The sequence below is a fragment of the Pseudomonas batumici genome (assembly GCF_000820515.1).
In the GTDB taxonomy this organism is placed as follows: Bacteria; Pseudomonadota; Gammaproteobacteria; order Pseudomonadales; family Pseudomonadaceae; genus Aquipseudomonas; species Aquipseudomonas batumici.
In genome coordinates this window covers 1-19,856 of record NZ_JXDG01000003.1, presented here as the reverse complement: position 1 = coordinate 19,856, position 19,856 = coordinate 1, and the positions used below count along the sequence as shown (strand labels likewise).

At 59.6% G+C, this 19,856-nt stretch carries 15 protein-coding genes, 1 tRNA gene and 2 pseudogenes; 10 read left to right on the top strand and 8 right to left on the bottom strand.

Annotated elements, in window-relative coordinates:
- The first annotated feature begins 132 nt into the window (after positions 1-132).
- Entirely contained in the window at positions 133-1,440 is a 1,308-nt protein-coding gene (locus UCMB321_RS00655; protein WP_040063046.1) for an MFS transporter, read from the top strand.
- Positions 1,441-1,522: 82 nt separating this feature from the next.
- A tRNA-Asn gene (locus UCMB321_RS00650) sits at positions 1,523-1,598 on the top strand.
- Positions 1,599-1,616: 18 nt separating this feature from the next.
- Here the strand turns inward: UCMB321_RS00650 and UCMB321_RS31300 are convergent.
- The 5 genes and pseudogenes from UCMB321_RS31300 to UCMB321_RS00630 all read right to left on the bottom strand — a co-directional run.
- A pseudogene (locus UCMB321_RS31300) lies at positions 1,617-1,906 on the bottom strand (IS5/IS1182 family transposase); the annotation flags it as partial.
- Positions 1,907-2,055: 149 nt separating this feature from the next.
- The gene (locus UCMB321_RS00645; RefSeq protein ID WP_040063042.1) at positions 2,056-4,449 is read right to left on the bottom strand and encodes an AAA family ATPase; all 2,394 of its coding nucleotides are present in this window, start codon (positions 4,447-4,449) and stop codon (positions 2,056-2,058) included.
- Positions 4,446-5,150, bottom strand: a complete 705-nt coding sequence (locus UCMB321_RS00640) for an ABC-three component system middle component 1 (protein WP_040063040.1) — start codon at positions 5,148-5,150, stop codon at positions 4,446-4,448. Before UCMB321_RS00640 ends, UCMB321_RS00645 begins: the two co-directional genes overlap by 4 nt.
- Positions 5,147-6,583, bottom strand: a complete 1,437-nt coding sequence (locus tag UCMB321_RS00635; protein WP_040063038.1) for an ABC-three component system protein — start codon at positions 6,581-6,583, stop codon at positions 5,147-5,149. Before UCMB321_RS00635 ends, UCMB321_RS00640 begins: the two co-directional genes overlap by 4 nt.
- A gap of 170 nt (positions 6,584-6,753) precedes the next feature.
- Positions 6,754-8,076, bottom strand: a complete 1,323-nt coding sequence (locus tag UCMB321_RS00630) for a hypothetical protein (RefSeq protein WP_040063036.1) — start codon at positions 8,074-8,076, stop codon at positions 6,754-6,756.
- Between the two features lie 403 nt (positions 8,077-8,479).
- On the opposite strand from UCMB321_RS00630, the gene UCMB321_RS31675 reads away from it, so the two are divergent.
- Entirely contained in the window at positions 8,480-8,806 is a 327-nt protein-coding gene (locus UCMB321_RS31675; RefSeq protein WP_425338514.1) for a hypothetical protein, read from the top strand.
- Positions 8,796-9,142, top strand: a pseudogene (locus UCMB321_RS30525) (integrase core domain-containing protein); the annotation flags it as partial. The gene UCMB321_RS31675 and the pseudogene UCMB321_RS30525, both read left to right, overlap by 11 nt.
- A gap of 142 nt (positions 9,143-9,284) precedes the next feature.
- On the opposite strand, the gene UCMB321_RS00615 reads toward UCMB321_RS30525, so the two are convergent.
- Positions 9,285-10,676 (bottom strand): aldehyde dehydrogenase family protein, encoded by a 1,392-nt coding sequence (locus UCMB321_RS00615; RefSeq protein ID WP_040063033.1) that lies wholly within the window; start codon positions 10,674-10,676, stop codon positions 9,285-9,287.
- A gap of 101 nt (positions 10,677-10,777) precedes the next feature.
- Here UCMB321_RS00615 and ptrR point away from each other — a divergent pair, with 101 nt between their 5' ends.
- Positions 10,778-11,656, top strand: coding sequence for a putrescine utilization regulator PtrR (gene ptrR / locus UCMB321_RS00610; protein WP_040063531.1), 879 nt, complete (start codon positions 10,778-10,780; stop codon positions 11,654-11,656).
- Between the two features lie 52 nt (positions 11,657-11,708).
- Here ptrR and UCMB321_RS00605 read toward each other — a convergent pair whose 3' ends face one another.
- Both UCMB321_RS00605 and UCMB321_RS00600 read right to left on the bottom strand, forming a co-directional pair.
- Positions 11,709-12,134, bottom strand: coding sequence for a hypothetical protein (locus UCMB321_RS00605; RefSeq protein ID WP_040063031.1), 426 nt, complete (start codon positions 12,132-12,134; stop codon positions 11,709-11,711).
- Positions 12,135-12,191: 57 nt separating this feature from the next.
- Positions 12,192-12,935, bottom strand: coding sequence for a DJ-1/PfpI family protein (locus UCMB321_RS00600; protein ID WP_040063028.1), 744 nt, complete (start codon positions 12,933-12,935; stop codon positions 12,192-12,194).
- A 311-nt stretch (positions 12,936-13,246) separates the two neighbouring features.
- On the opposite strand from UCMB321_RS00600, the gene UCMB321_RS00595 reads away from it, so the two are divergent.
- The 5 genes from UCMB321_RS00595 to UCMB321_RS00575 all read left to right on the top strand — a co-directional run bounded on the left by UCMB321_RS00595 (position 13,247) and on the right by UCMB321_RS00575 (position 19,811).
- Positions 13,247-13,669 carry a hypothetical protein gene (locus tag UCMB321_RS00595; RefSeq protein WP_040063027.1) on the top strand — a complete coding sequence of 141 codons (423 nt, stop codon included), beginning with the start codon at positions 13,247-13,249 and terminating at the stop codon, positions 13,667-13,669.
- A gap of 97 nt (positions 13,670-13,766) precedes the next feature.
- Entirely contained in the window at positions 13,767-14,108 is a 342-nt protein-coding gene (locus tag UCMB321_RS00590) for a hypothetical protein (protein WP_040063025.1), read from the top strand.
- A 101-nt stretch (positions 14,109-14,209) separates the two neighbouring features.
- Positions 14,210-15,475: a TolC family protein gene (locus UCMB321_RS00585; RefSeq protein WP_040063022.1), complete on the top strand. Its 1,266-nt coding sequence runs from the start codon at positions 14,210-14,212 to the stop codon at positions 15,473-15,475.
- On the top strand, positions 15,472-16,695 hold the full coding sequence (locus UCMB321_RS00580; RefSeq protein WP_040063021.1) for an efflux RND transporter periplasmic adaptor subunit: 1,224 nt from the start codon (positions 15,472-15,474) through the stop codon (positions 16,693-16,695). Before UCMB321_RS00585 ends, UCMB321_RS00580 begins: the two co-directional genes overlap by 4 nt.
- Complete coding sequence (locus UCMB321_RS00575; protein WP_040063018.1) at positions 16,692-19,811, top strand: efflux RND transporter permease subunit; 3,120 nt, start codon at positions 16,692-16,694, stop codon at positions 19,809-19,811. The genes UCMB321_RS00580 and UCMB321_RS00575 overlap by 4 nt, the downstream gene beginning before the upstream one ends.
- Positions 19,812-19,856 lie beyond the last annotated feature (45 nt).

Genomic DNA, 19,856 nt, shown 5'->3' with positions numbered 1-19,856 from the left:
AGCTTATATGACGGCCTCTCGTCTGGCCGATCTGCTCAAGGAGCCGGCGACAGCCCGGCCCCTGTGGGGGGCGAGAGAGCGTTCTTTCCTGGTCACAGGATATGATGGGCCCTCGCACGTCGGAGCATCGTCATGTTGGATATTCTGAAAAACACCACCTATCGGCATCTGTTCCTGGCCCAGATCATCGCGCTGGTGGGGACGGGCCTGGCAACGGTTGCCCTCGGCTTGCTGGCTTTCGACCTGGCCGGCGCGCAGGCCGGGGCCGTGCTGGGCACCGCCCTGGCGATCAAGATGAGCGCCTATATCGGCGTCGCTCCCGTGGCTGCGGCGTTCGCCGAGCGCCTGCCGCGACGGACGATGCTGGTGGCGCTGGATCTGGTCCGGGCCCTGGTGGCGCTGACTTTGCCTTTTGTCAGCGAGATCTGGCAGATCTATGTACTGATCTTCGTGCTGCAATCGGCCTCGGCCGCCTTTACCCCGACTTTCCAGGCCACCATTCCCGATATTCTCCCCGACGAGGAGCAGTACACCCGTGCGCTGTCGCTGGCGCGGCTGGCGTACGACCTGGAAAGCCTGGTCAGTCCGATGCTCGCCGCCGCGCTGCTGGGCGTGATCAGTTTCCACGGCCTGTTCGGCGGCACCGCGCTGGGGTTCTTCGCCTCGGCCATGCTGGTCGGCTCGGTGGTGCTGCCCAAGGCCAGGAACGGCGCGCGGCGCAGTATCTATGAACGCACCACCCGTGGCGTGCGCCTGTTCCTGGCGACACCGCGCCTGCGCGGGCTGCTGGCCCTCAACCTGGCCGTGGCCGCCGCCAGTGCCATGGTGATCGTCAATACCGTGGTGCTGGTGCAGGCGCATTTTTCCCTGCCGCAGCGCTTTACCGCCTTCGCCCTGGCGGCCTTTGGCGCGGGATCGATGCTCGCCGCGCTGGTGTTGCCGCGGCTGTTGAGCCGCGTGGCGGATCGCACGGTGATGCTGCTGGGGGCCGGGTTGCTGGTGCTCGGCCTGGGTGCCGGGACAATGCTGAGCACCTACAGTGCGCTGTTGCCGCTCTGGTTCCTGCTTGGGGTGGGCTATTCGCTGGCGCAGACCCCCGGTGGTCGGCTGTTGCGCCGCTCTTCCCATGCCGAGGACCGTCCGGCGTTGTTCGCGGCGCAGTTTGCGCTGTCCCATGCCTGCTGGCTGATCACCTATCCGCTCGCCGGCTGGTTGGGCGCGCAGGTCGGCCTGGTTGCCTCGTTCGCGGTACTGGGCGTGCTCGCCGCCGTGGCGGTCATGGTCAGCCTGGCGATCTGGCGACCGGCCCACGAACAGGCATCGCTCAGGCATAGCCATGACGACCTGCCGGCGGATCACCCGCACCTGCATGGCGTCGGCGGCAAGATCCACGAGCACGCCTATATTATTGATGATCAGCATCGCCGCTGGCCGGTGTGAGGGACGGGTACTGGCCAGCGGCGCCGACGGCTGATCGGGCAGGGCTTGACTTCTCTTTTTATATCAGTAACATAGGCGCCATTCCGCAATAGCTCAGTTGGTAGAGCAAGTGACTGTTAATCACTGGGTCCCTGGTTCGAGTCCAGGTTGTGGAGCCAGACAGAAGAAAAAGCCTGCAGCGATGCAGGTTTTTTTTTGCGCGTTTGTTCGTTATAGCCTGCGTCAAAGCCATCGCTGGCAAGCTTCACGATGCGGCTGTCCGGGTTGCTGAAGTTCTCCTGCGCCTTGTTTCCGGGGATGCCAAACTCACGTTTGCAGCGTCCTCTTTGAGGCTTGCCGTCCGGCCCGCGTGGACGGCGATCGTCGTCACTACGTCCCTTCTTCAGATCGGCTGCGCGCTGACGCTGCTCCAAGCGCTCTTTGGCCGCGAGAGGGTGGCCAGACGCGTTTCACGTCGCTCGATCTTGCGCGAGCTGAACACTGTGGCGCGGCGGGCAACAGGACGAGTTGGTCGGGTCGGTAAGGACGATAGCTCGTGGTTATACCTAATCTTCGCATGGGCCGTTTCAACACCCATCAGGAGTCTGCAAGTTCTGCCGTGCAGACTCCTAGCACTTATACCGCTGTTGAAGGTTTAGAGCTCGCGGCTGCACGATAGACATAGTTGTTCGCCGGCTCGTATTCCTTACGTTGCATGAGGTTGATGATTTTAACTTTTCCGCTGTGCTTGATGTATTTGTAAGTGAAATACCGCGCAACCTTGTCCTCGTGCGTGGACATGATGATTTGTCTGTCGCTGAAGTCATTGCGTAAGAGTTCGACGAGCGACGACATGTTGATGTCATCCATTGTCTGGACGGGGTCGTCAATGAGGATGGTTGAGAATTTTTTCGCATAGACTCGGTTTAGAGCTAGCGTAAGGGCAATGACTACCGCCGAGATTTGACCAGAACTCATGGTGTTCATGATATCGTGGTCTGTCGTCCAGTCAGAGACGAGCCGCACGTTCTTCAGTACGTCATTACCGAGGGGATCCTTGATGAACACCCCTTGCCCTTGGCCAGCTTGATGGCTTTGGAGTATCTTACCTGAGTATATGTAGAACGGGATTTCGATGTCGGTAATCAGTTTTTTCCGGTACTGACCTAGTTGGGTGTTGACGACATCAATAAGCCTGCCGGTGTCCAATAGCGCGATATCAAGCAGTGCTCCTTGTTTCTCAAACTTTAGGAGTTGAGCTACTACTTGAGTCAGCGAGCTAAAGTATTGAGACTTGATAAATCGCTCTTTGCGCTCAAGCACGGCTAGGTCAAAGCCGCGGAGTTTTTCACCTTCTCGTTCGAAGTAATCTAGGTAAATCCGCTCATAGATATCGTTGCCAAACGACTCTGTGTAGCCGTCTGGTGATGGGCCAATGCGCGATCGGATACGCTCAGATAGCAGGTCAGCCTTTTCTGATATAAAGGCCTGACTACCCGTTACAGGGAAAATAGGCGAAATGAGATCGTGGTCGGCAATATTTTCGCTCGCAAGCCAACTGCGTAGGCGTTCCAGTCTATCCTTATTAGCCGCTGCTTTTGCTATTCTCGACAATTCCTGTTGCGATGGTAGCTCTCGCAATTTGAGAAACTCGTCGCAAGCCTTGAGTACGGGCTTGAGTTGATTGTTTTCAAATGATTCTCGCGCTGTGACCAATACCCGGTCTTGATCGCCCAACTGAGTGCGTAAAAGGTGGCCGTGATCAGTGACCGCTTTGTTCAATGCTTCATGGGTCGAATAGTCATGGCCGCAGAGAGCGCACAGGGTATCCGTAGGGTTCGCCTGCATGCTGTCATGCAAGGCCTTATGATGCTTCATTAGCTCTGTATAAATCGACGTCAGTCCCTTGGACTTTTCTGTGAGCCCGACCAAAGAGGCGACATCGTTGATGAAGGCGTCAGGAAAGTCGACGTTGAGAATTTGGAATAATTTTGCAGTTTCCAGATTTTGATGTAGGATTTTCAAATCGCCGTTGTTGAGTATGTCGCTCGACCGTTTTACGAATTGGTAAGTGCTGTAGTCGGCTTCAATCTGCTGGTAATGATGGTAGGTATTTGCATAGCCGATATATAACTCAATGAGTTCCCGCTCTTGGGCTGCCCGCTGATACCATCTGGAGCGCAGAAAAAATTCTCGATAAGTAAACAGGGCACGAATTTTTTCCAGTTCCGCAATCGCTTTATTCATGCGATCTTCATTCAGCTGGGCAATAGAAGGACGATCCCAGAACGGCATCTTCTCTCCGGTCAGCCATGGCAGTACATAGGCATGTTGCTCGGTTTCACCTGCCGACAGATCGTTGATGGCTTCAAGGTTGTGCAGGCTGCGTATATTCTCTATCTTGGTCTTGTTGTCTCTGCGTGCCGTAAACAGCCTTTTCTTGACATCCGTGAGCTTTAGAAGTTTTTGTTCCGATTCGAAGGTGTCGCCAAACAGGTTGGCCAACTTCTCCGCGCGCTGGGCCTCATTGTTTGATTTAAGGAATCGAGATGTATCTTCCTGCTCGATATAATGAAAGAGTAGGAAGTCGCGAGCAAAATCTTTGCTATTGAAAAGCTGGTCGAATGTGTCGTTATGGAGCGGGATCGCTTGGGTGCCTACGACTTCATGAAATTCCCACAGATCTGAGAAATTCCCGATGCGTCTTGCTGAGTTGGATATGTTGGGCTTGAGCCTCCGCCGGAAAGTTCGTTTGTTTCCGTTCTCATCGCGGAACTCTACAATAATTTCGACATCGTTCTGCCCGTTGTGGGCTACCACAATGTCCGAGGGGTTTTGCCGGCTTTCGAGCACAATCAGCCTGCGAATGGTACCGGTGATGGCGAGTTCAATGGCATCGAATACCGTTGTTTTTCCATATCCATTCGGGCCGTCCAGCAGGGCGAGGCGATTATCTTCGAAGTTTACCGTAAAAGGTTCGCCCCCGTAGACTTTAAAGTTTTTAAGCGTCACCTTGGTCAGTGTGATCATGCTTTATTTCCCCAGATCGACTCTACGTTCGCAATAACCGCCTCGTCCTTCCAGTCGGCTGACAAAATTCGCTCAAACGTTTCGGTCAATGCGGCCGGTACGGCGGCGTCGATCTGCCCTGTCAAATTTTCGAGTTTTTGTTCTTGCGGGTGGTAGGAAAGGAAAGAGAGCTTGAGCATCACCCTGATAATGAGGTCATAAAGTCGGTTGTGAGATCTGTTCTGATGCTTGAATTCTAGGAAATCTTTGCCGCTGTTTGCGTTTAGAATGTCGTTAATCGTGTCGTTCGTGATCGCGGTTATGGAGTGGCTGGTCAGGTAGGCGTTAAGCGCCGCCAATTCAGTCGCAGAGTACTTGATGACATTCTTTTTGAAGTTGTAGGGGTCCTCTTCGAGGGCTAACACTAAGTCCTGATCCAAGCCTGAAGAATCTAGGCAGATGAGCATGGTGCAGTTTTTTTCAAAGTATAATTCGACCTTGCCCGAGCTTTGAATGTCTTCAAATATCTCTTGCGCGGCTTGATCAATAAATCGTTTCAACGCCTCGTTGCTATTATCATTTAGATCAATTGTTAAAAAATACTCTTCTCGGAGCTTGCTCTCTGCTTTATACAAGCTGGAGTTGAATGACTCGTTCGCCAGGTCGACATCCACCAATTTGAACCCGTTGCTTGCCATGATGTTGTTGAGGATTGTTATCATTTTGCAAGCGCGCCTTTTGCATTTTCTAAGGGAAGGAGGGTGATTAATGGCAAGATGTCGTCACGTTTGGCTCGCGGGTCGTCTTCTGTTGATCGAGGCGCACTGGTGCTTTTGTCGTCATCTGGAGCAAATGGATGAACTTCTGTACCGCAATAGATCAAATTACGAACCTCGTAGAGAAGCTCTCCAAGGCATGGGTTCGAGCTTAGTTGTCGAATCGTATAGCTGATCCTGGCCACGGGCATGATGGTGGTTGGTAGATAACCTTGCGGTGGAATAGTGGTGCATTTGTATGAAAACCGGTAGCGCTCAGCATCCTGAGATAAACGTGAAAAGTTTATTCCGTGAAGGATTTTCAGCAGGCAAAAGCGAATGCCGTCGTCGACGGCACTGAATGCATTGTCGGTATTGTTGCCACTGTCGAGATGAAGTTGTGGCGAAAAATGCCGGTAGTGCTCCCATAACTCCATGGGAGGGAGTGATAGCAACAGCTTTTGCGCTGCCTTCAAATTACACTGTTCCGAGGACTTGGGTTGAGGGTAATCTTCCTCATCCCCTAGGTATTCGTCCATCAGTCGTGTGAAACGATCTTTGAAGCGACAAGCAATGTAGTGCCTGCTGACATCCTCATGATCAAAGCTGAGGGCGGCGATGATTTCTTCGAACTTAATAGGGCTTGCAGTTGCGGCTGTCTTGGTCTTGTGCCGTTCAATGATATAGCTATCAATGATCCCTAAAAAGTAATTGAGATTTTTTTCGAGTTGGTCATCGGTGATCGGGATATGGCGTTTAGCTAGCGCTATCGAAAGCTGCTGCTTTATTTTGGTGTTAATGTCACCAAGGTCGCAGAATGCTTTTCCGTCTTCATAAACGTAACTGGCTAGCCGCGCTAGAGCATCGTTTTTTTGGGTAACGATGTTGTCAATGATGAGAGCGAGCGCTTTGGCATTTAGGCCTGGAAGCGATGCTTTTAGGATTGACGCCTTCTTTTTGAGGTTGTTTCCCCCGGCAGCAGCTGTCTCCAGAATGCTTTTACCTGTTTTAGGGTTTGCATCTCGATATTCTTTCAGTACCGTGGAAAAGTCGTTCTTAATAGATGCGAGCAGGCCTTTGCACTTCGGCCTGTCATTAATTTTTTTCCAAGTATGGATGTACCCATTCACATCATTTCTTTTGTAAAGTTCTATGGTGAGACCAAATAAAGCATCCGAATATTCTTCAAATGTGCTGGAGTTGTAGGCTTTAACTTGATGAAATGAGACCGATGCGCCATTGATGATGATTTCAAAATCCTCATTGGCTTCAAGCATTAAATCTGTGGTCGAAAAGTCGTAACCAACCGGCTGAGCATTGATTAGCGTCAGCGCGTGGTGAAGAGCGACCTTGCCCTGGTAGTTGAATCCACTCCAGGAGGGTGAAGCATCGAAAGCCATCGGACAATCTCCAGCACCATCACCTAAAATTTGGGGGCGGGTAGGCCAAACGGACAATGCAGCGTCTCCCTACGCACCCGGCGATTTTAAAGGAGAATTGTGGCTATGTGCCATGCTTTCGAAGATGGGTCGATAGCGAGGAGCCTGGTATGAGAGGAGCGATGAATGGGTCAGTTTGCAAAAAGCTCGGGGTTCCGTTGAACAGCCTCGACCAAAGCACCTTCAGTGGTCAGCCCAGATCTGATCAACTCAGCAAATGCTTCCAGCGCCTGCAGAGGTGTGTCCTTGTCCATCGTGTCTCTCATGAAGGCAGCTGCGAGTTCGTGGATATCGCTATTTCCCTCCTGTTGCCTACCCATCTGAGCAAACATGTAGAGCACCGACTCGCCCGACGAGCGCTCATCAATGCCAAACAGCTCGTTGAACACCATACCTAGCGTCCCTACGATATGGGGCTGGGGACGGCTCCAGGTGTCACGCAGCTCGCCCGTTTGGTCGGCTAGTTCAAGTTGCTTGCGAATCTTCGTAGCGATGGTCGCAGTAGCGCGTTCTTGGCTGTAATAGGAACGTCTGGACAAGGCTGCAGCATCGCGGACGACCTTCCAGACGATGAACCAGAGCTGAGATACGCTGTAAGTGCGCAAGCCATGACGAATGGTGTCCTGGATTTTCACAAATGCGACAGGCTCGACTAATTGATTGTGCAGCTCGCACTGATCCATCAGGTATCGCGTCACGTCATCACAGGCGTAATCAAGCCACAGCGTGCTCAGTGCTTCAGAGTCTGTGAATTCCCTGTCAATGAGCAGGCTGAATGCTTCCTCACCAGAACCGAATTCAAAATCGGGCGGCAAGAACAGTTTGGCGTATTCCAGCCGGATCCGAACCTCACCTTCGCTCTGGTAATAAGTGCCTTGCCAAGCTGCTTCCGGGTCATCCCCTAGCACACCTTCCCTGTAGAGGCGGTTGACGAATCCTCCACTGGCGTAGGGCGACAAGTCACTGCAGTCTTCATGAGTGAATCGGCCCTTCCACAACCGAGAGCCCACGGAGGCATGCAAGGCCCGCAGCACCAGTACCGAATCATCTGCCAGCTCTCGATACACAAGCGTTCGACTCTTCATCCACTCAATATGCGGAGCGAGTTTCGCTTCGAGCTCGGCCCTTTCTGCAGCTTCCCTCTCTTGCTTCTCCAGCAATTGCCTCTGAAGGCACGCTTCGCACGGATGGTGCGATTGACGTTGAGACCTGCTCACGTTTGAGCGGCCGTTGGCCCGGTGCGGCTTTCCACATTTGCAGATATCGTTCAAGTCGTAAGCGAGGCAAAGCGTCCGCACGAATTTGGTCAGCTGTGCAGGCTGCTTGATCTCTTTGAACGGTACGAGGTCTTTCAGGGGCATCAAGAACTCGCCGTACTCGTTCATTGCCCAGTAGCGGTTTGCCAGCTCCATTTCTTCTGGATCTGTGGTTAGAAAATCAAGCTCAACTGCCATGTAAAAGCGACCTGGTTAAATGTTTGATGACTAGCGCTGTGAAACGTCTTCCGCCAGTAGCTGCTCAGCTGAGTTCGGGGCGGCCCAGCGACCGAAGCAATTTATGCAAAACTACGCATTGGGAGAAGCGGTGCGTCAGAAAATTTTTGGATATGTAGCTGTCCGGCGACTTTTCACTGCTTCAACCATCAGCGGATCGGCGGTGGCTGATAGTCATCCAAAATCGCTATCTGGTCGACCTCGGCTATTGGCCCGTAATCGCTGGCTGTGGTGAGCCCACAAGGCGCCTGGGTTAGGCAGCGCGTGCGGGGATTGGGCTGGCGGAATGAGGTTTTTTTCAGATCATCAGGGGGGCGAGGTTACCTGCCGGCGCCTGTGCCAACGCGTGTCAATCGACGGGGACATGGAAATGCCAGCCACCGAGCCAACGGTTATCTACCTCGACAGTTCCGATTACTCCACCCTCAGTAATCCTAACCTGAAGGCCGCCCAAGGCCAGCAATTAGCAGTGCTGAGAGTTCTCAAGAAACGTCACGACGTCAGGTTCGTTTTTTCAGGGACGCACATCGCTGAGATGTCACCTTTGGAGCAGCAGTACGTCAGTGCAGGTGTGACGCGCACTGCGCTGATGGTGGAACTATGTGGCCGTACGACAATGATTTCGTACGATCGCCTGATGAAAGCCGAGCTGACGAATCTGGTGGCGCTGGATATGGCGCATGACGCATGAACAGCGAGGGAGGCCTCAAGGCCTGTTGTTTCACTCCAACCAAGGATCGCAATACACCAGCCGTCACTGTCGCCAGCGGCTGTGGCGCTATCGGATGCTTCAGAGCATGAGCCGCCGAGGAAATTGCTGGGATACGCGCCGATGGAGCGTGTGTTTCGGAGCTTGAAAACGGAGTGGGTACCGGCGGTGGGATACACGACAATGCTGCAAGCCCAGCGCGACATCAGCGATTACCTGATGCACCGCTACAACTGGGTACGGCCACATCAATTCAGCGGCGGGCTGCCACCAGATCGGGCCGAAGAAAAACTTAAAATCGTGTCCGGGATCAGTTGACCACTACAGTTGGTAAGGGCGATAGCTCGTGGTCATGCCTAATCTTCGCATGGGCCGTTTCAACACGCATCAGGAGTCTGCGAGTTCTGCCGCGCAGACTCCTAGGCCCGGTGGCTCCTGGCCCCCAGGCTGCGTGATCGCCTCAGCGACGATCCAGCCACACCGTCTGGGCGTTGCAGAATTCGCGTACCCCGAAGTGCGACAGTTCACGCCCGAAACCGCTTTTCTTCACGCCGCCGAAGCTGACGCGCGGGTCGCTGGCGCTATAGCCATTGATGAACACGCCGCCGGTTTCCAGTTCGTCGGCCAGCTGGCGGGCCAGCTCCAGATCGGCCGTGTAAACGGTTGCGGTGAGCCCGAACTCGCTGTCATTGGCCAGCGCCAGTGCATGCTCGGCATCCCGTGCGGTGATGATGGACGCCACCGGGCCGAACAATTCCTGCTTGAACGAGGTCATCTGGTCGGTGACATCGGCCAATACCGTGGGCTCGTAGAAGTTGCCGGAGCCTTCGACCTTTTTACCGCCGAGCAACAACGTCGCACCTTGTGCCAAGGTGTCCTGAACCTGTTGATCCAGTTCGTCACGCAGATCGAAGCGGGCCATGGGACCGATATAGGTGTCGGCGGACATCGGCTCGCCGACCACCAACCGGCGGGTGGCTTCGACGAACTTGTGGGTGAAGGCTTCGACGACGCCTTGCTCGACGATCAGGCGCTTGGCGGCCGCGCAGACTTGCCCGGTGTTCTGGTAGCGGCCGATCACGGCGGCCTTGACCGCTTCGTCGAGGTCGGCATCGTTGAGTACGATAAAGGGGTCCGAGCCGCCCAGCTCCAATACACACTTCTTCAGCGCCGCACCGGCCTGCGCGCCGATGGCCATGCCGGCTCGCACGCTGCCGGTGAGGGTGACCGCGGCGATGCGCGGATCGGCAATGGCCCGGGAGACACCATCCGGCGTGACATTGATGACTTCGAAGACGCCTTCGGGGAAATCGGCGCGCTTGAAGGCGTCCAGCAGCAGGTAAGCGCTGCCCATGACGTTGGGCGCATGCTTGAGCACGAAGGTGTTACCGGCCAGCAGCGTCGGCACCGCGCCGCGCAGCACTTGCCAGATCGGAAAGTTCCACGGCATCACGGCGAGGATCGGACCCAGCGGGCGATACTCGATGCGCGCCTTGCCGCCTTCCACCTGGGTCGGTTCGGCGCTGAGCATGGCGGGGCCGTGTTCGGCGTACCACAGGCAGAGTTGCGCACACTTCTCGATTTCCCCTCGGGCCTGGGTGACAGGCTTGCCCATCTCCAGGGTGATCATCTCGGCCATCGCCGTGGCGTTGTCGCGCAGGGCCTGGGCCAGGGCGATCAGCAACTGCGAGCGTTGCTCCAGCGCTGTGCGCCGCCAGCGCGAGAACCCGGCCGCGGCACGGGCCAGGGCGGCATCCAGGGCCGCTGCGGACTCGAAAGGGTAGTGGCCGACCTGTTCGCCGTTGGCGGGGTTGATCGACAGGGCATGGGTGAGGCTGGAAATCGAAGACATGGCACCGTCCTGCTGGGGTGGGAACGGCCTCAGATTACGGTGGCATTGCTTTTCTGGAAACTGAATAATAGTGAGCCTATCGTTCACGATTGGAGAATGACTTGGATCTGGTCCAGTTGGAGATCTTCAAGGCCGTTGCCGAGCACGGCAGCATCAGTGCGGCCGCCCAGCACATCCATCGGGTGCCGTCGAACCTGACCACGCGGATCAAGCAGTTGGAGCTGGATCTGGGGGTGGATCTGTTTATCCGCGAGAAAAGTCGCCTGCGGTTGTCACCGGCGGGCTGGAGTTTCCTCGACTATGCCCGGCGCATCCTCGACCTGGTCCAGGAGGCGCGGGCCACCGTGGCCGGTGAAGAACCGCAGGGCGCGTTTGCCCTGGGCTCGCTGGAGAGCACGGCGGCGGTGCGTATTCCGCAACTGCTGGCGGCGTATAACCAGCGCTACGCCAAGGTCGAGCTGGACCTGTCCACGGGGCCGTCCGGGACCATGATCGATGGCGTGCTGTCCGGCCGCCTGGCCGCCGCGTTTGTCGACGGGCCGGTGCTGCATCCGGCACTGGAGGGGGTACCGGCGTTCGAGGAAGAGATGGTGCTGATCGCGCCGCTCCAGCATGCGCCCATCCAGCGTGCACAAGCCGTCAACGGCGAGAGCATTTATGCGTTTCGCGCCAACTGTTCCTATCGGCACCACTTCGAAAGCTGGTTCAGCAGGGACGGCGCGGTGCCCGGCAAGATCCACGAGATGGAGTCCTATCACGGCATGCTCGCTTGCGTGAGCGCCGGCGCCGGCCTGGCGCTGATGCCCCGCAGCATGCTCGAGAGCATGCCCGGCTGCAGCACCGTGAGTGTCTGGCCATTGACCGAGTCCATGCGCTACTTGCGCACCTGGCTGGTGTGGCGACGGGGCACGGTGTCGCAGAGCCTGTGCATGTTTGTGCGCTTGCTCGAGGAGTGCGGTGTGGTCCGCGAAGAGCGCTGAGACGCCTGGGGATCCGGTCCGACGCGGGTTGGCGCGGCGGGCCGGGTCCCGCCTAGCCGGCCTTGACCGCGATGAAGGACGCGACCAGTCCGGCCGGTTTGCCGTTGTGGGGTTTGACCCGGATCACCGAGCCGGTGATGGCTGCCACCTGGTTCACGCCGTTGGGCCAATGTTCGGTCAGTGAGCCGTCATAGTCGTAGAAGTAGTCCTGTGTCGAGGTGCCGGGGCGACCGCTGCCGACGATGTGCACGTGGGCCGCGAAGCTGCCGTATGCGGGGGTGATGACGCCTTTCAGGTCCATGACTGCGTTCGGGCCGAAGCTCAGTTCGCCGATGAATTCCCGATCGGCGGTGTTCTCTACTTGCCACACGCCTTCGGCGAACAGCAGCGCCGCCAGTTTCGTCGGATCGCCGTCGGTCAGCGCCGGGTCGTTGAGAAAGCTTCTATAGGTCCATTTGCCGGCAAAGGGATTGCGCATGATGGGTGATTCCTTATCCGTGTTGTCCAGTGACTGGGTGGGTGTGCCGCGTGTGCGTCATGCCTTGCGTTCGAGCACTTGCGCGATGGTCCCGGCCATGCCGGGAAAGCTGCAGGTACTACCGTCGCCGGGGTTGTAGACCGGTGGCCGGGCCACCGAAGGGTCACCGCTGCTGACGGGGGGACGGGGGTTGTACTGGATCGTCAGTTGCACCGTTTCGGCGACGATCCGGCTGGATAACAGCTCGATGATTTTCAGGGCCTCATCCAGGCCCGACGAAATGCCGCCACCGGTGATGCGTTGCCGGTCGATTTCAAAACGCGGATAGCCGGGCACCACCTCGATCTGCGGAAACAATTTCAGGCAGGCCAGGAAGGCCCAGTGCGTCGTGGCCCGGTAACCGTCGAGCAAGCCGGCCGCGGCGGACAGCAGCGCGCCTTCGCAGACCGATACGGCGAAGTGCGCGGCCTCGCCTTGCTGCCGCAGCCAGTCCATGCGCGTGTCGTCGAGCATCAGGCGCTGCAGTGCACGCGGGTCGCCACCGGGCACCCAGAGCAGGTCGATCGGATCGGTGTGGTCGCTGAACAGTGGAAAATTGCCACCCAGGGGCAGCCCGTCACGGGTTTTCACCGAGGGCCCGTCGAGCGAGATCACGCGGACTTCCCGGGTCGGTGCCTGGGGGTTGAGGTCTGGTTCGAGCTGCGCCATCCAGTTGAACAGTTCGTAGGGCGCGGACAGGTCGAGCAGGTCGACACCGTCGTAGACCGGAATGCCGATCAGGTACCGTTCAGAGGCGGACATGGCTCCCTCCCTGGGGAAGACCGCGCGACGGACGCGTATGCGTCATCGGCTGGTATAGCTTCCTGCTAGTCGGCGTGGCGCGGCCCGTACGTCAGGATCCGGGAGCTGGTCAATGGGGATCGAGGCCGTGCAGCGCTACGTCTGGGGGAGCATAGTCGGCGTTATCGGGGGAGCAAGGTCTGTTCGTCGGCAACAAGGGCGAGTGACCCGCTGCTTTGACATCGGGGAATCAAGGGATTAACTTCGCGGCTTTTTACCCGGGACTCCAAAAGGTTGCGGGCAGTCGCAACCTATTGTTAAGGAAGGGCACGATGGCGGAAATGGCACAGCAGGACGATTTGTTTCAGACCGACAAGCGGCTCTCCCTCAAGCCGGTGACGGACTTCAACGCCTTTCTGCTCCAGGCGTTTGCCGACGGGGCCTGCAAATGCCTGCGTTGCGTGGAAGCGGCGGGCGTCGAAACCGGCTATGCCTTCCAGCACACGTTCGAGCTGGGCAAGCGGGTCAACCGCCAGTTCGCCCGGACCAGCCCAAGCGAGGTCCTCCTGGCGCTGAAGAAGGCCTGGTTGTCGTACTTCAAAAGCGAGCTGGAGATTCCCGGTGCGTTGGAGCTGTCCAGGGTGCATGAGTTCGTCAAGCCCGAGTTGCACGTTCGGTTGCGTCCGCTGCTGCTGGCCTGCGGCCTGATCGTGGAGCAAGAGGGTGGGTGGGTGTTGCAGGCGGTTTCGGAATGACGGGTGGGCAAGGCTCCCACGAAGATTAATATTCACTTAACCTGTCGACGCTTAAGTAACCTATCCTTTAGCGCAATCCCTTTCATTGGCGTATTCGATGTTCAGGTTTCAGCTGATCTTGACCCTGGTGCTCAGCCTGATGCTGCCGATCTTCGGCAGCATGGCCGCGGCCGCGTCTTTTGCCGAACCTTGTCCGATGCCGTCGATGAACCACACCGGGTCGAAAATGACCCACTCCCCCTGCTGCAATGACATGGAGCACGGTGCTGTCTCCAAGTCGTCCTGCAAGTCGGGGGAGGAGTGCAAGATCGGTGGGCTGCTCCAGGTCCTGACGATCAAGAGCTTCACTCCGCTTGCGCCTCTTCCGCTCACCCTGCAACCGCCCGCCGTGCTCCAGCCCGAGCCGGCTACTTTCTGGCGCCCTCCGCGTTACGTCTGATGCCCTGATCCGAACCCCCGCACGCCGCTGAAAAACGGCGTAGGGGCCATCGCGACCGCTATTTGCAGCGGGCGCGTCGATCCTGCATTGGAGACGAAAGCATGTTCGCTTTCCTTCCCCCACACCGCGTATTGGCCGGTGTGATCGCTGTTGTCCTGGGCGCCAGCCCTCTGGTGGCTATCCGGGCCGAGCCGCTGAGTTTCGAGCGGGCCCAGCAGCTGGCCGAAAACACCGCCCCCGAAAACCTGGCGCGCCTGGCGCAGGTCGAGTCGGCACAGTCCTCGGTCGGTCCTGCCGATGCGTTGCCCGACCCCAAGCTGATGCTGGGGATCCAGGACCTGCCCATCCAGGGCTCCGGGCGTTATTCCTTCAACGGCGACTCCATGACCGAGCGCCAGATCGGCCTGCGCCAGGACGTGCCCAACAGCGACAAGCGCCTGGCCCGCAAGCAACTGGCGCTGGCGAGCGTGGACGTTGCCGAAGCCGAGCGCCGGGCTTCGCTGCTGGAGGTCAAGCGGCAAACCGCGCTGGCCTGGCTGAATGTGTATTACGCCGAACTCAGCGTGAAAAACTTCGATCAACTGGATCACCAGGTCGCGCTGTTGCGCAGCACCACCCCGTCGCGTATCGCCGCCGGCACCGCGCAGGCGGGCGATCTGCTCCAGGCCGACCAGGAAGCCCTGGCGCTGGCCGACCGGCGTGACGAACTGCTGCAGAATATCGCCATGGCCCGGGCCAAGCTGCGCCGCTGGATCGGCGCCGATGCCGACCAGCCCCTGGCCGACGGGCCGCCGACCTGGGGCCCGATCCTGCCGCATACCCAGCACACCCTGGGGCGGCATCCGGACCTGCAGGCCGCCACCGCCCGGGTCAGCGAAGCCAACGCCGAGCTGGCCGATGCCATCGCGCAGAAGAAACCCGACTGGGGCGTCGAACTGGTCTACGGCCACCGTGACCGGCAGTTCGGCGGCGACATGGCGTCGCTGCAATTCACCTTCGACCTGCCGCTGTTCAGCGGTTCCCGACAGGGGCCGCGGATCAATGCCCGGCAGCATGCGGTCGAGCAACGGGAAGCCGAACAGGAAGCCATGCTGCGTGAGCACAAGGCCGAGCTGGAAAGCGGCCTGGCCGAACTCGAGCGCTTGAAGAAAGCCCTGGAGCGTTCGCAACAGTCGTCGATTCCCCTGGCCGAGCGCCGCGCCGAACTTTCGCTGGCGTCCTACAAGGCCGGCAAGCTCCCGCTGAACGAAGTCATCGCTGCCCGCCGCGAACTGATTGAGGCCCGGTTGCGCACCATCACCCAACAGAGTCAATTCAACCAGCTGTCCGCCAGCCTGTATTACGCCTATGTGGAGGGCCTCAAATGAAGACGTTCGCTTACGCCTTGTTGACCCTCGCGCTGGCGGGACTGGGGGTTGCCGGGGGCTACCGGCTCGGCCACGACGGGACCGCGATGTCTGCTACGGCCGATGCCGCCAAGCGGGAGCGCCCGGCGCTGTACTGGTTCGATCCGATGTACCCGACCCAGCATTTCAACGCGCCGGGCAAGTCGCCGTTCATGGACATGCAACTGGTGCCCAAGTATGCCGATGGCGCCGAGGACACAGCGTCCGTCAGTGTGTCGCCGCAACTGGCCCAGAACCTCGGCATGCGCACGGCTTCGGTGGTGCGTGAACGCCTGCCCGGCGGGCTGGAGGCCGTCGGTTCGCTGGGCTACAACCAGCGTGACATCGCCAACCTGCAAGCCCGTGCGGCGGGGTTCGTCGAGCGCGTCTACGACCGTGCCCCCGGTGATGTGCTGCCGGCCGGCGCGCCCCTGGTGGATCTGTTGATACCCGAGTGGTCGGCCGCGCAACTGGAGTTCGTCGCGGTACTTGCCAGTGGCGACAGCCGCTTGATCCAGGCCTCGCGCCAACGCCTGCGATTGCTCGGCATGCCCGAGGCGGTGATCGCCCAGGTGGCGAAGACCCGCCAGGTGCGTCCTGTGCTGACCCTGTCCACGCCGATTGCCGGCGAACTGCAAAGCCTGGACGTGCGTGCCGGGATGAGCGTGTCCGCCGGGATGAGCCTGGCGCGGATCAACGGCCTGGGCAGTGTCTGGCTCGACAGCGCGATCCCCGAGGCGCAGGCAGCCTCCGTCCAGGTAGGCGCCCCGGTGTCCGTCGCCTTGTCCGCCTATCCCGGACAGACATTGGCCGGGCGGGTGGTGGCGGTATTGCCCAGCGTCGATCCGCAGAACCGTACCCTGACGGTACGCAGCCAGTTGCCCAACCCTGACGGCAAGCTGCGTCCGGGCATGTTCGCCAGCGTGCGCCTCGCCGATCCCGATCCGACCCCGAGCCTGCTGGTGCCCAGCGAAGCGGTGATCCGCACCGGCAAACGTACCCTGGTGATGCTGGCGCAGGACGAGGGCCGTTATCAGCCCAGGGAGATTCGCATCGGGCGCGAGTCCGCCGGGCGTATCGAAGTGCTCGAAGGGCTGAGCGAGGGCCAGAAAGTGGTGACGTCCGGACAGTTCCTGCTCGATTCGGAGGCCAGCCTGCAAGGCATCGCCCCAAGGGATGAGCCGATGGAGGGCATGAAATGATCAAGCGCCTGATCCACTGGTCCATCGGCAATCGTTTCCTGATCCTGCTGGCCACCCTGTTTATCGTCGCCTGGGGCATCTGGTCGGTGCGCAATACACCGCTCGATGCACTGCCGGACCTGTCCGACACCCAGGTGATCGTTCGCACCAGCTTTCCCGGGCAGGCGCCGCAGATCGTCGAAAACCAGATCACCTATCCGCTGGCCAGCACCTTGCTGTCGGTCCCCGGGGCGAAGACCGTGCGCGGTTACTCGTTCTTCGGCGACTCCTTCGTCTACGTGATTTTCGAGGACGGCACCGACCTGTACTGGGCCCGTTCGCGGGTGCTGGAATACCTCAACCAGGCCCAGGGCCGTTTGCCCCAGGGCGTCACCAGCAGCCTCGGCCCGGATGCCACCGGCGTCGGCTGGATCTATCAATACGCCCTGGTGGACCGCAGCGGCCAGCATGACCTGGCGCAGTTGCGCGGGATTCAGGACTGGTTCCTCAAGTACGAGCTCAAGACCGTGCCCAATGTCGCCGAAGTCGCCACCATCGGCGGCATGGTCAAGGAGTACCAGGTGCTGCTCGACCCGCAGAAAATGGTGGCCTACGGCATTACCCAGCAACAGGTCAGCGACGCGCTGAAGAGCGCCAATCAGGAGGCGGGCGGCTCGGTGCTGGAACTGGCCGAGCGCGAATACATGGTGCGGGCCTCGGGCTACCTGAAGACGCTTGAGGACTTTCGCAATATCCCGTTGAAAACCTCGGCGCAAGGTGTGCCGGTCCTGCTCGGCCAGGTGGCGACGATCCAGATCGGCCCGGAGATGCGTCGTGGCCTTGCCGAGCTGGACGGCCAGGGCGAGACGGTCGGCGGCGTGGTGATCCTGCGCTCCGGCAAGAACGCCGATGAAACCCTGCAGGCGGTGAAAGCACGTCTCGACAGCTTGCGCAGCAGCTTGCCGCCCGGGGTCGAACTGGTCACCACCTACGACCGTTCGCAACTGATCGACCGGGCCGTGCACAACCTGAGCTTCAAATTGCTGGAGGAGTTCGGCGTGGTGGCGCTGGTGTGCCTGCTGTTCCTCTGGCACTGGCGCTCGTCCCTGGTGGCGATCATCACCCTGCCGCTGGGGGTGCTGATGGCCTTTATCGTGATGCGCATCGAGGGCGTCAACGCCAACATCATGTCCCTGGGCGGTATCGCCATTGCCATCGGGGCGATGGTCGATGCGGCGGTGGTGATGATCGAGAACGCCCACAAGCATATCGAGGCCTGGCAACTGCGCCATCCCGGCCAGAAGCTGCAAGGCGAGACCCATTGGCGGGTGATCGGCGATGCGGCGGCGGAGGTCGGGCCGGCGCTGTTTTTCAGCCTGCTGATCATCACCCTGTCGTTCCTCCCGGTATTCACGCTGGAGGCCCAGGAGGGGCGGCTGTTCGGCCCGCTGGCGTTTACCAAGTCCTATTCGATGGCGGCGGCGGCGGGGCTGTCGGTGACCCTGGTGCCGGTGCTCATGGGTTACTGGATTCGCGGTCATATTCCCGGCGAGCAGCAGAACCCGCTCAATCGCTGGCTGATCGCGGCCTATCGCCCCCTGCTGGAGGCGGTGCTGAAATGGCCGAAACTGACCTTGATGCTGGCGCTGCTGATCTTCCTTTCCAGCCTCTGGCCCTTGACCCGGTTGGGGGGCGAGTTCATGCCGGCGCTGGATGAAGGCGACCTGCTGTACATGCCGTCGGCGCTGCCGGGGCTACCGGCCAGCAAGGCCGGCGAGCTGTTGCAACAGACCAACCGGATGATCCGCACGGTGCCGGAAGTCGAGCACGTCTTCGGTAAATCCGGCCGGGCGGAAAGCGCCACCGATCCGGCGCCCCTGGAGATGTTCGAAACCACCATCAAGTTCAAGCCCCGTGAGCAATGGCGCGCCGGCATGACCCCGGAGAAACTGATCGAGGCGCTGGACCAGGCGGTCAAGGTGCCGGGGTTGTCGAACCTCTGGGTCCCGCCGATCCGCAACCGCATCGATATGCTCGCCACGGGCATCAAGAGTCCGATCGGGGTCAAGGTGGCCGGTACATCCCTGGCCGACATCGATGAGGTCGCCCACCAGGTCGAAGCTGTCGCCAAGCAGGTTCCGGGTGTGAGTTCTGCCCTGGCGGAGCGCTTGACCGGGGGCAGCTACCTGGATATCCGGATCAACCGCCTCGCTGCGGCCCGCTATGGGTTGAGCATTGCCGATGTGCAAGCGGTGGTGTCCGGTGCGGTGGGCGGCAGCACGGTGGGGGAGACGGTCGAGGGCGTGGCCCGTTATCCCATCAACCTGCGTTACCCGCGGGAATGGCGGGACAGCCCGCAGGCCTTGCAGCGCTTGCCGATGCTCACCGCCAGCGGGCAACAGATCACCCTCGGCGCGGTGGCGGATATCGGCGTGAGCGCGGGGCCGCCGATGCTGCGCAGCGAGAACGGCCGCCTGTCGGGCTGGGTCTATGTGGATGTCCGCGGGCGCGACCTGGCCTCGACCGCCAGGGACCTGCAGCAACAGGTGGCCCGGCAGGTGAAGCTCAAGGCCGGGATGACCGTCTCCTACTCCGGGCAGTACGAGTTCCTGGAGCGGGCCAATGCCCGGCTGATGTGGGTGGTGCCGGCCACCCTGCTGATCATTTTCGTGCTGCTCTACCTCACCTTCGGGCGTTTCAGCGAAGCGGGACTGATCATGCTGACCCTGCCTTTCGCGCTGTCCGGCGGCGTCTGGTTGCTCTACCTGCTGGACTTCAACCTGTCGGTGGCCACGGGGGTGGGCTTTATCGCACTGGCCGGGGTGTCGGCGGAGTTCGGCGTGATCATGCTGCTCTATCTGAAGAACGCCTGGACGGCGCGCCAAGACGCAGGAAGCGAGGAGGACCGCGATTTGCTTGAAGCGATAGGCGAGGGCGCGGTCTTGCGGGTCCGGCCCAAGGTGATGACGGTGGCGGTGATCATCGCCGGCCTGCTGCCGATTCTCTGGGGCAGCGGCACCGGTTCCGAAGTGATGAAGCGGATCGCCGCGCCGATGGTCGGTGGCATGATCACCGCGCCGTTGTTGTCGATGCTGGTGCTGCCGGCGGCCTACTGGTTGATGAAGCGTCGGCGGTAAATCAGATCTGTGGCGAGCGGGCAAGCCCGCTCGCCACAAGGGGGG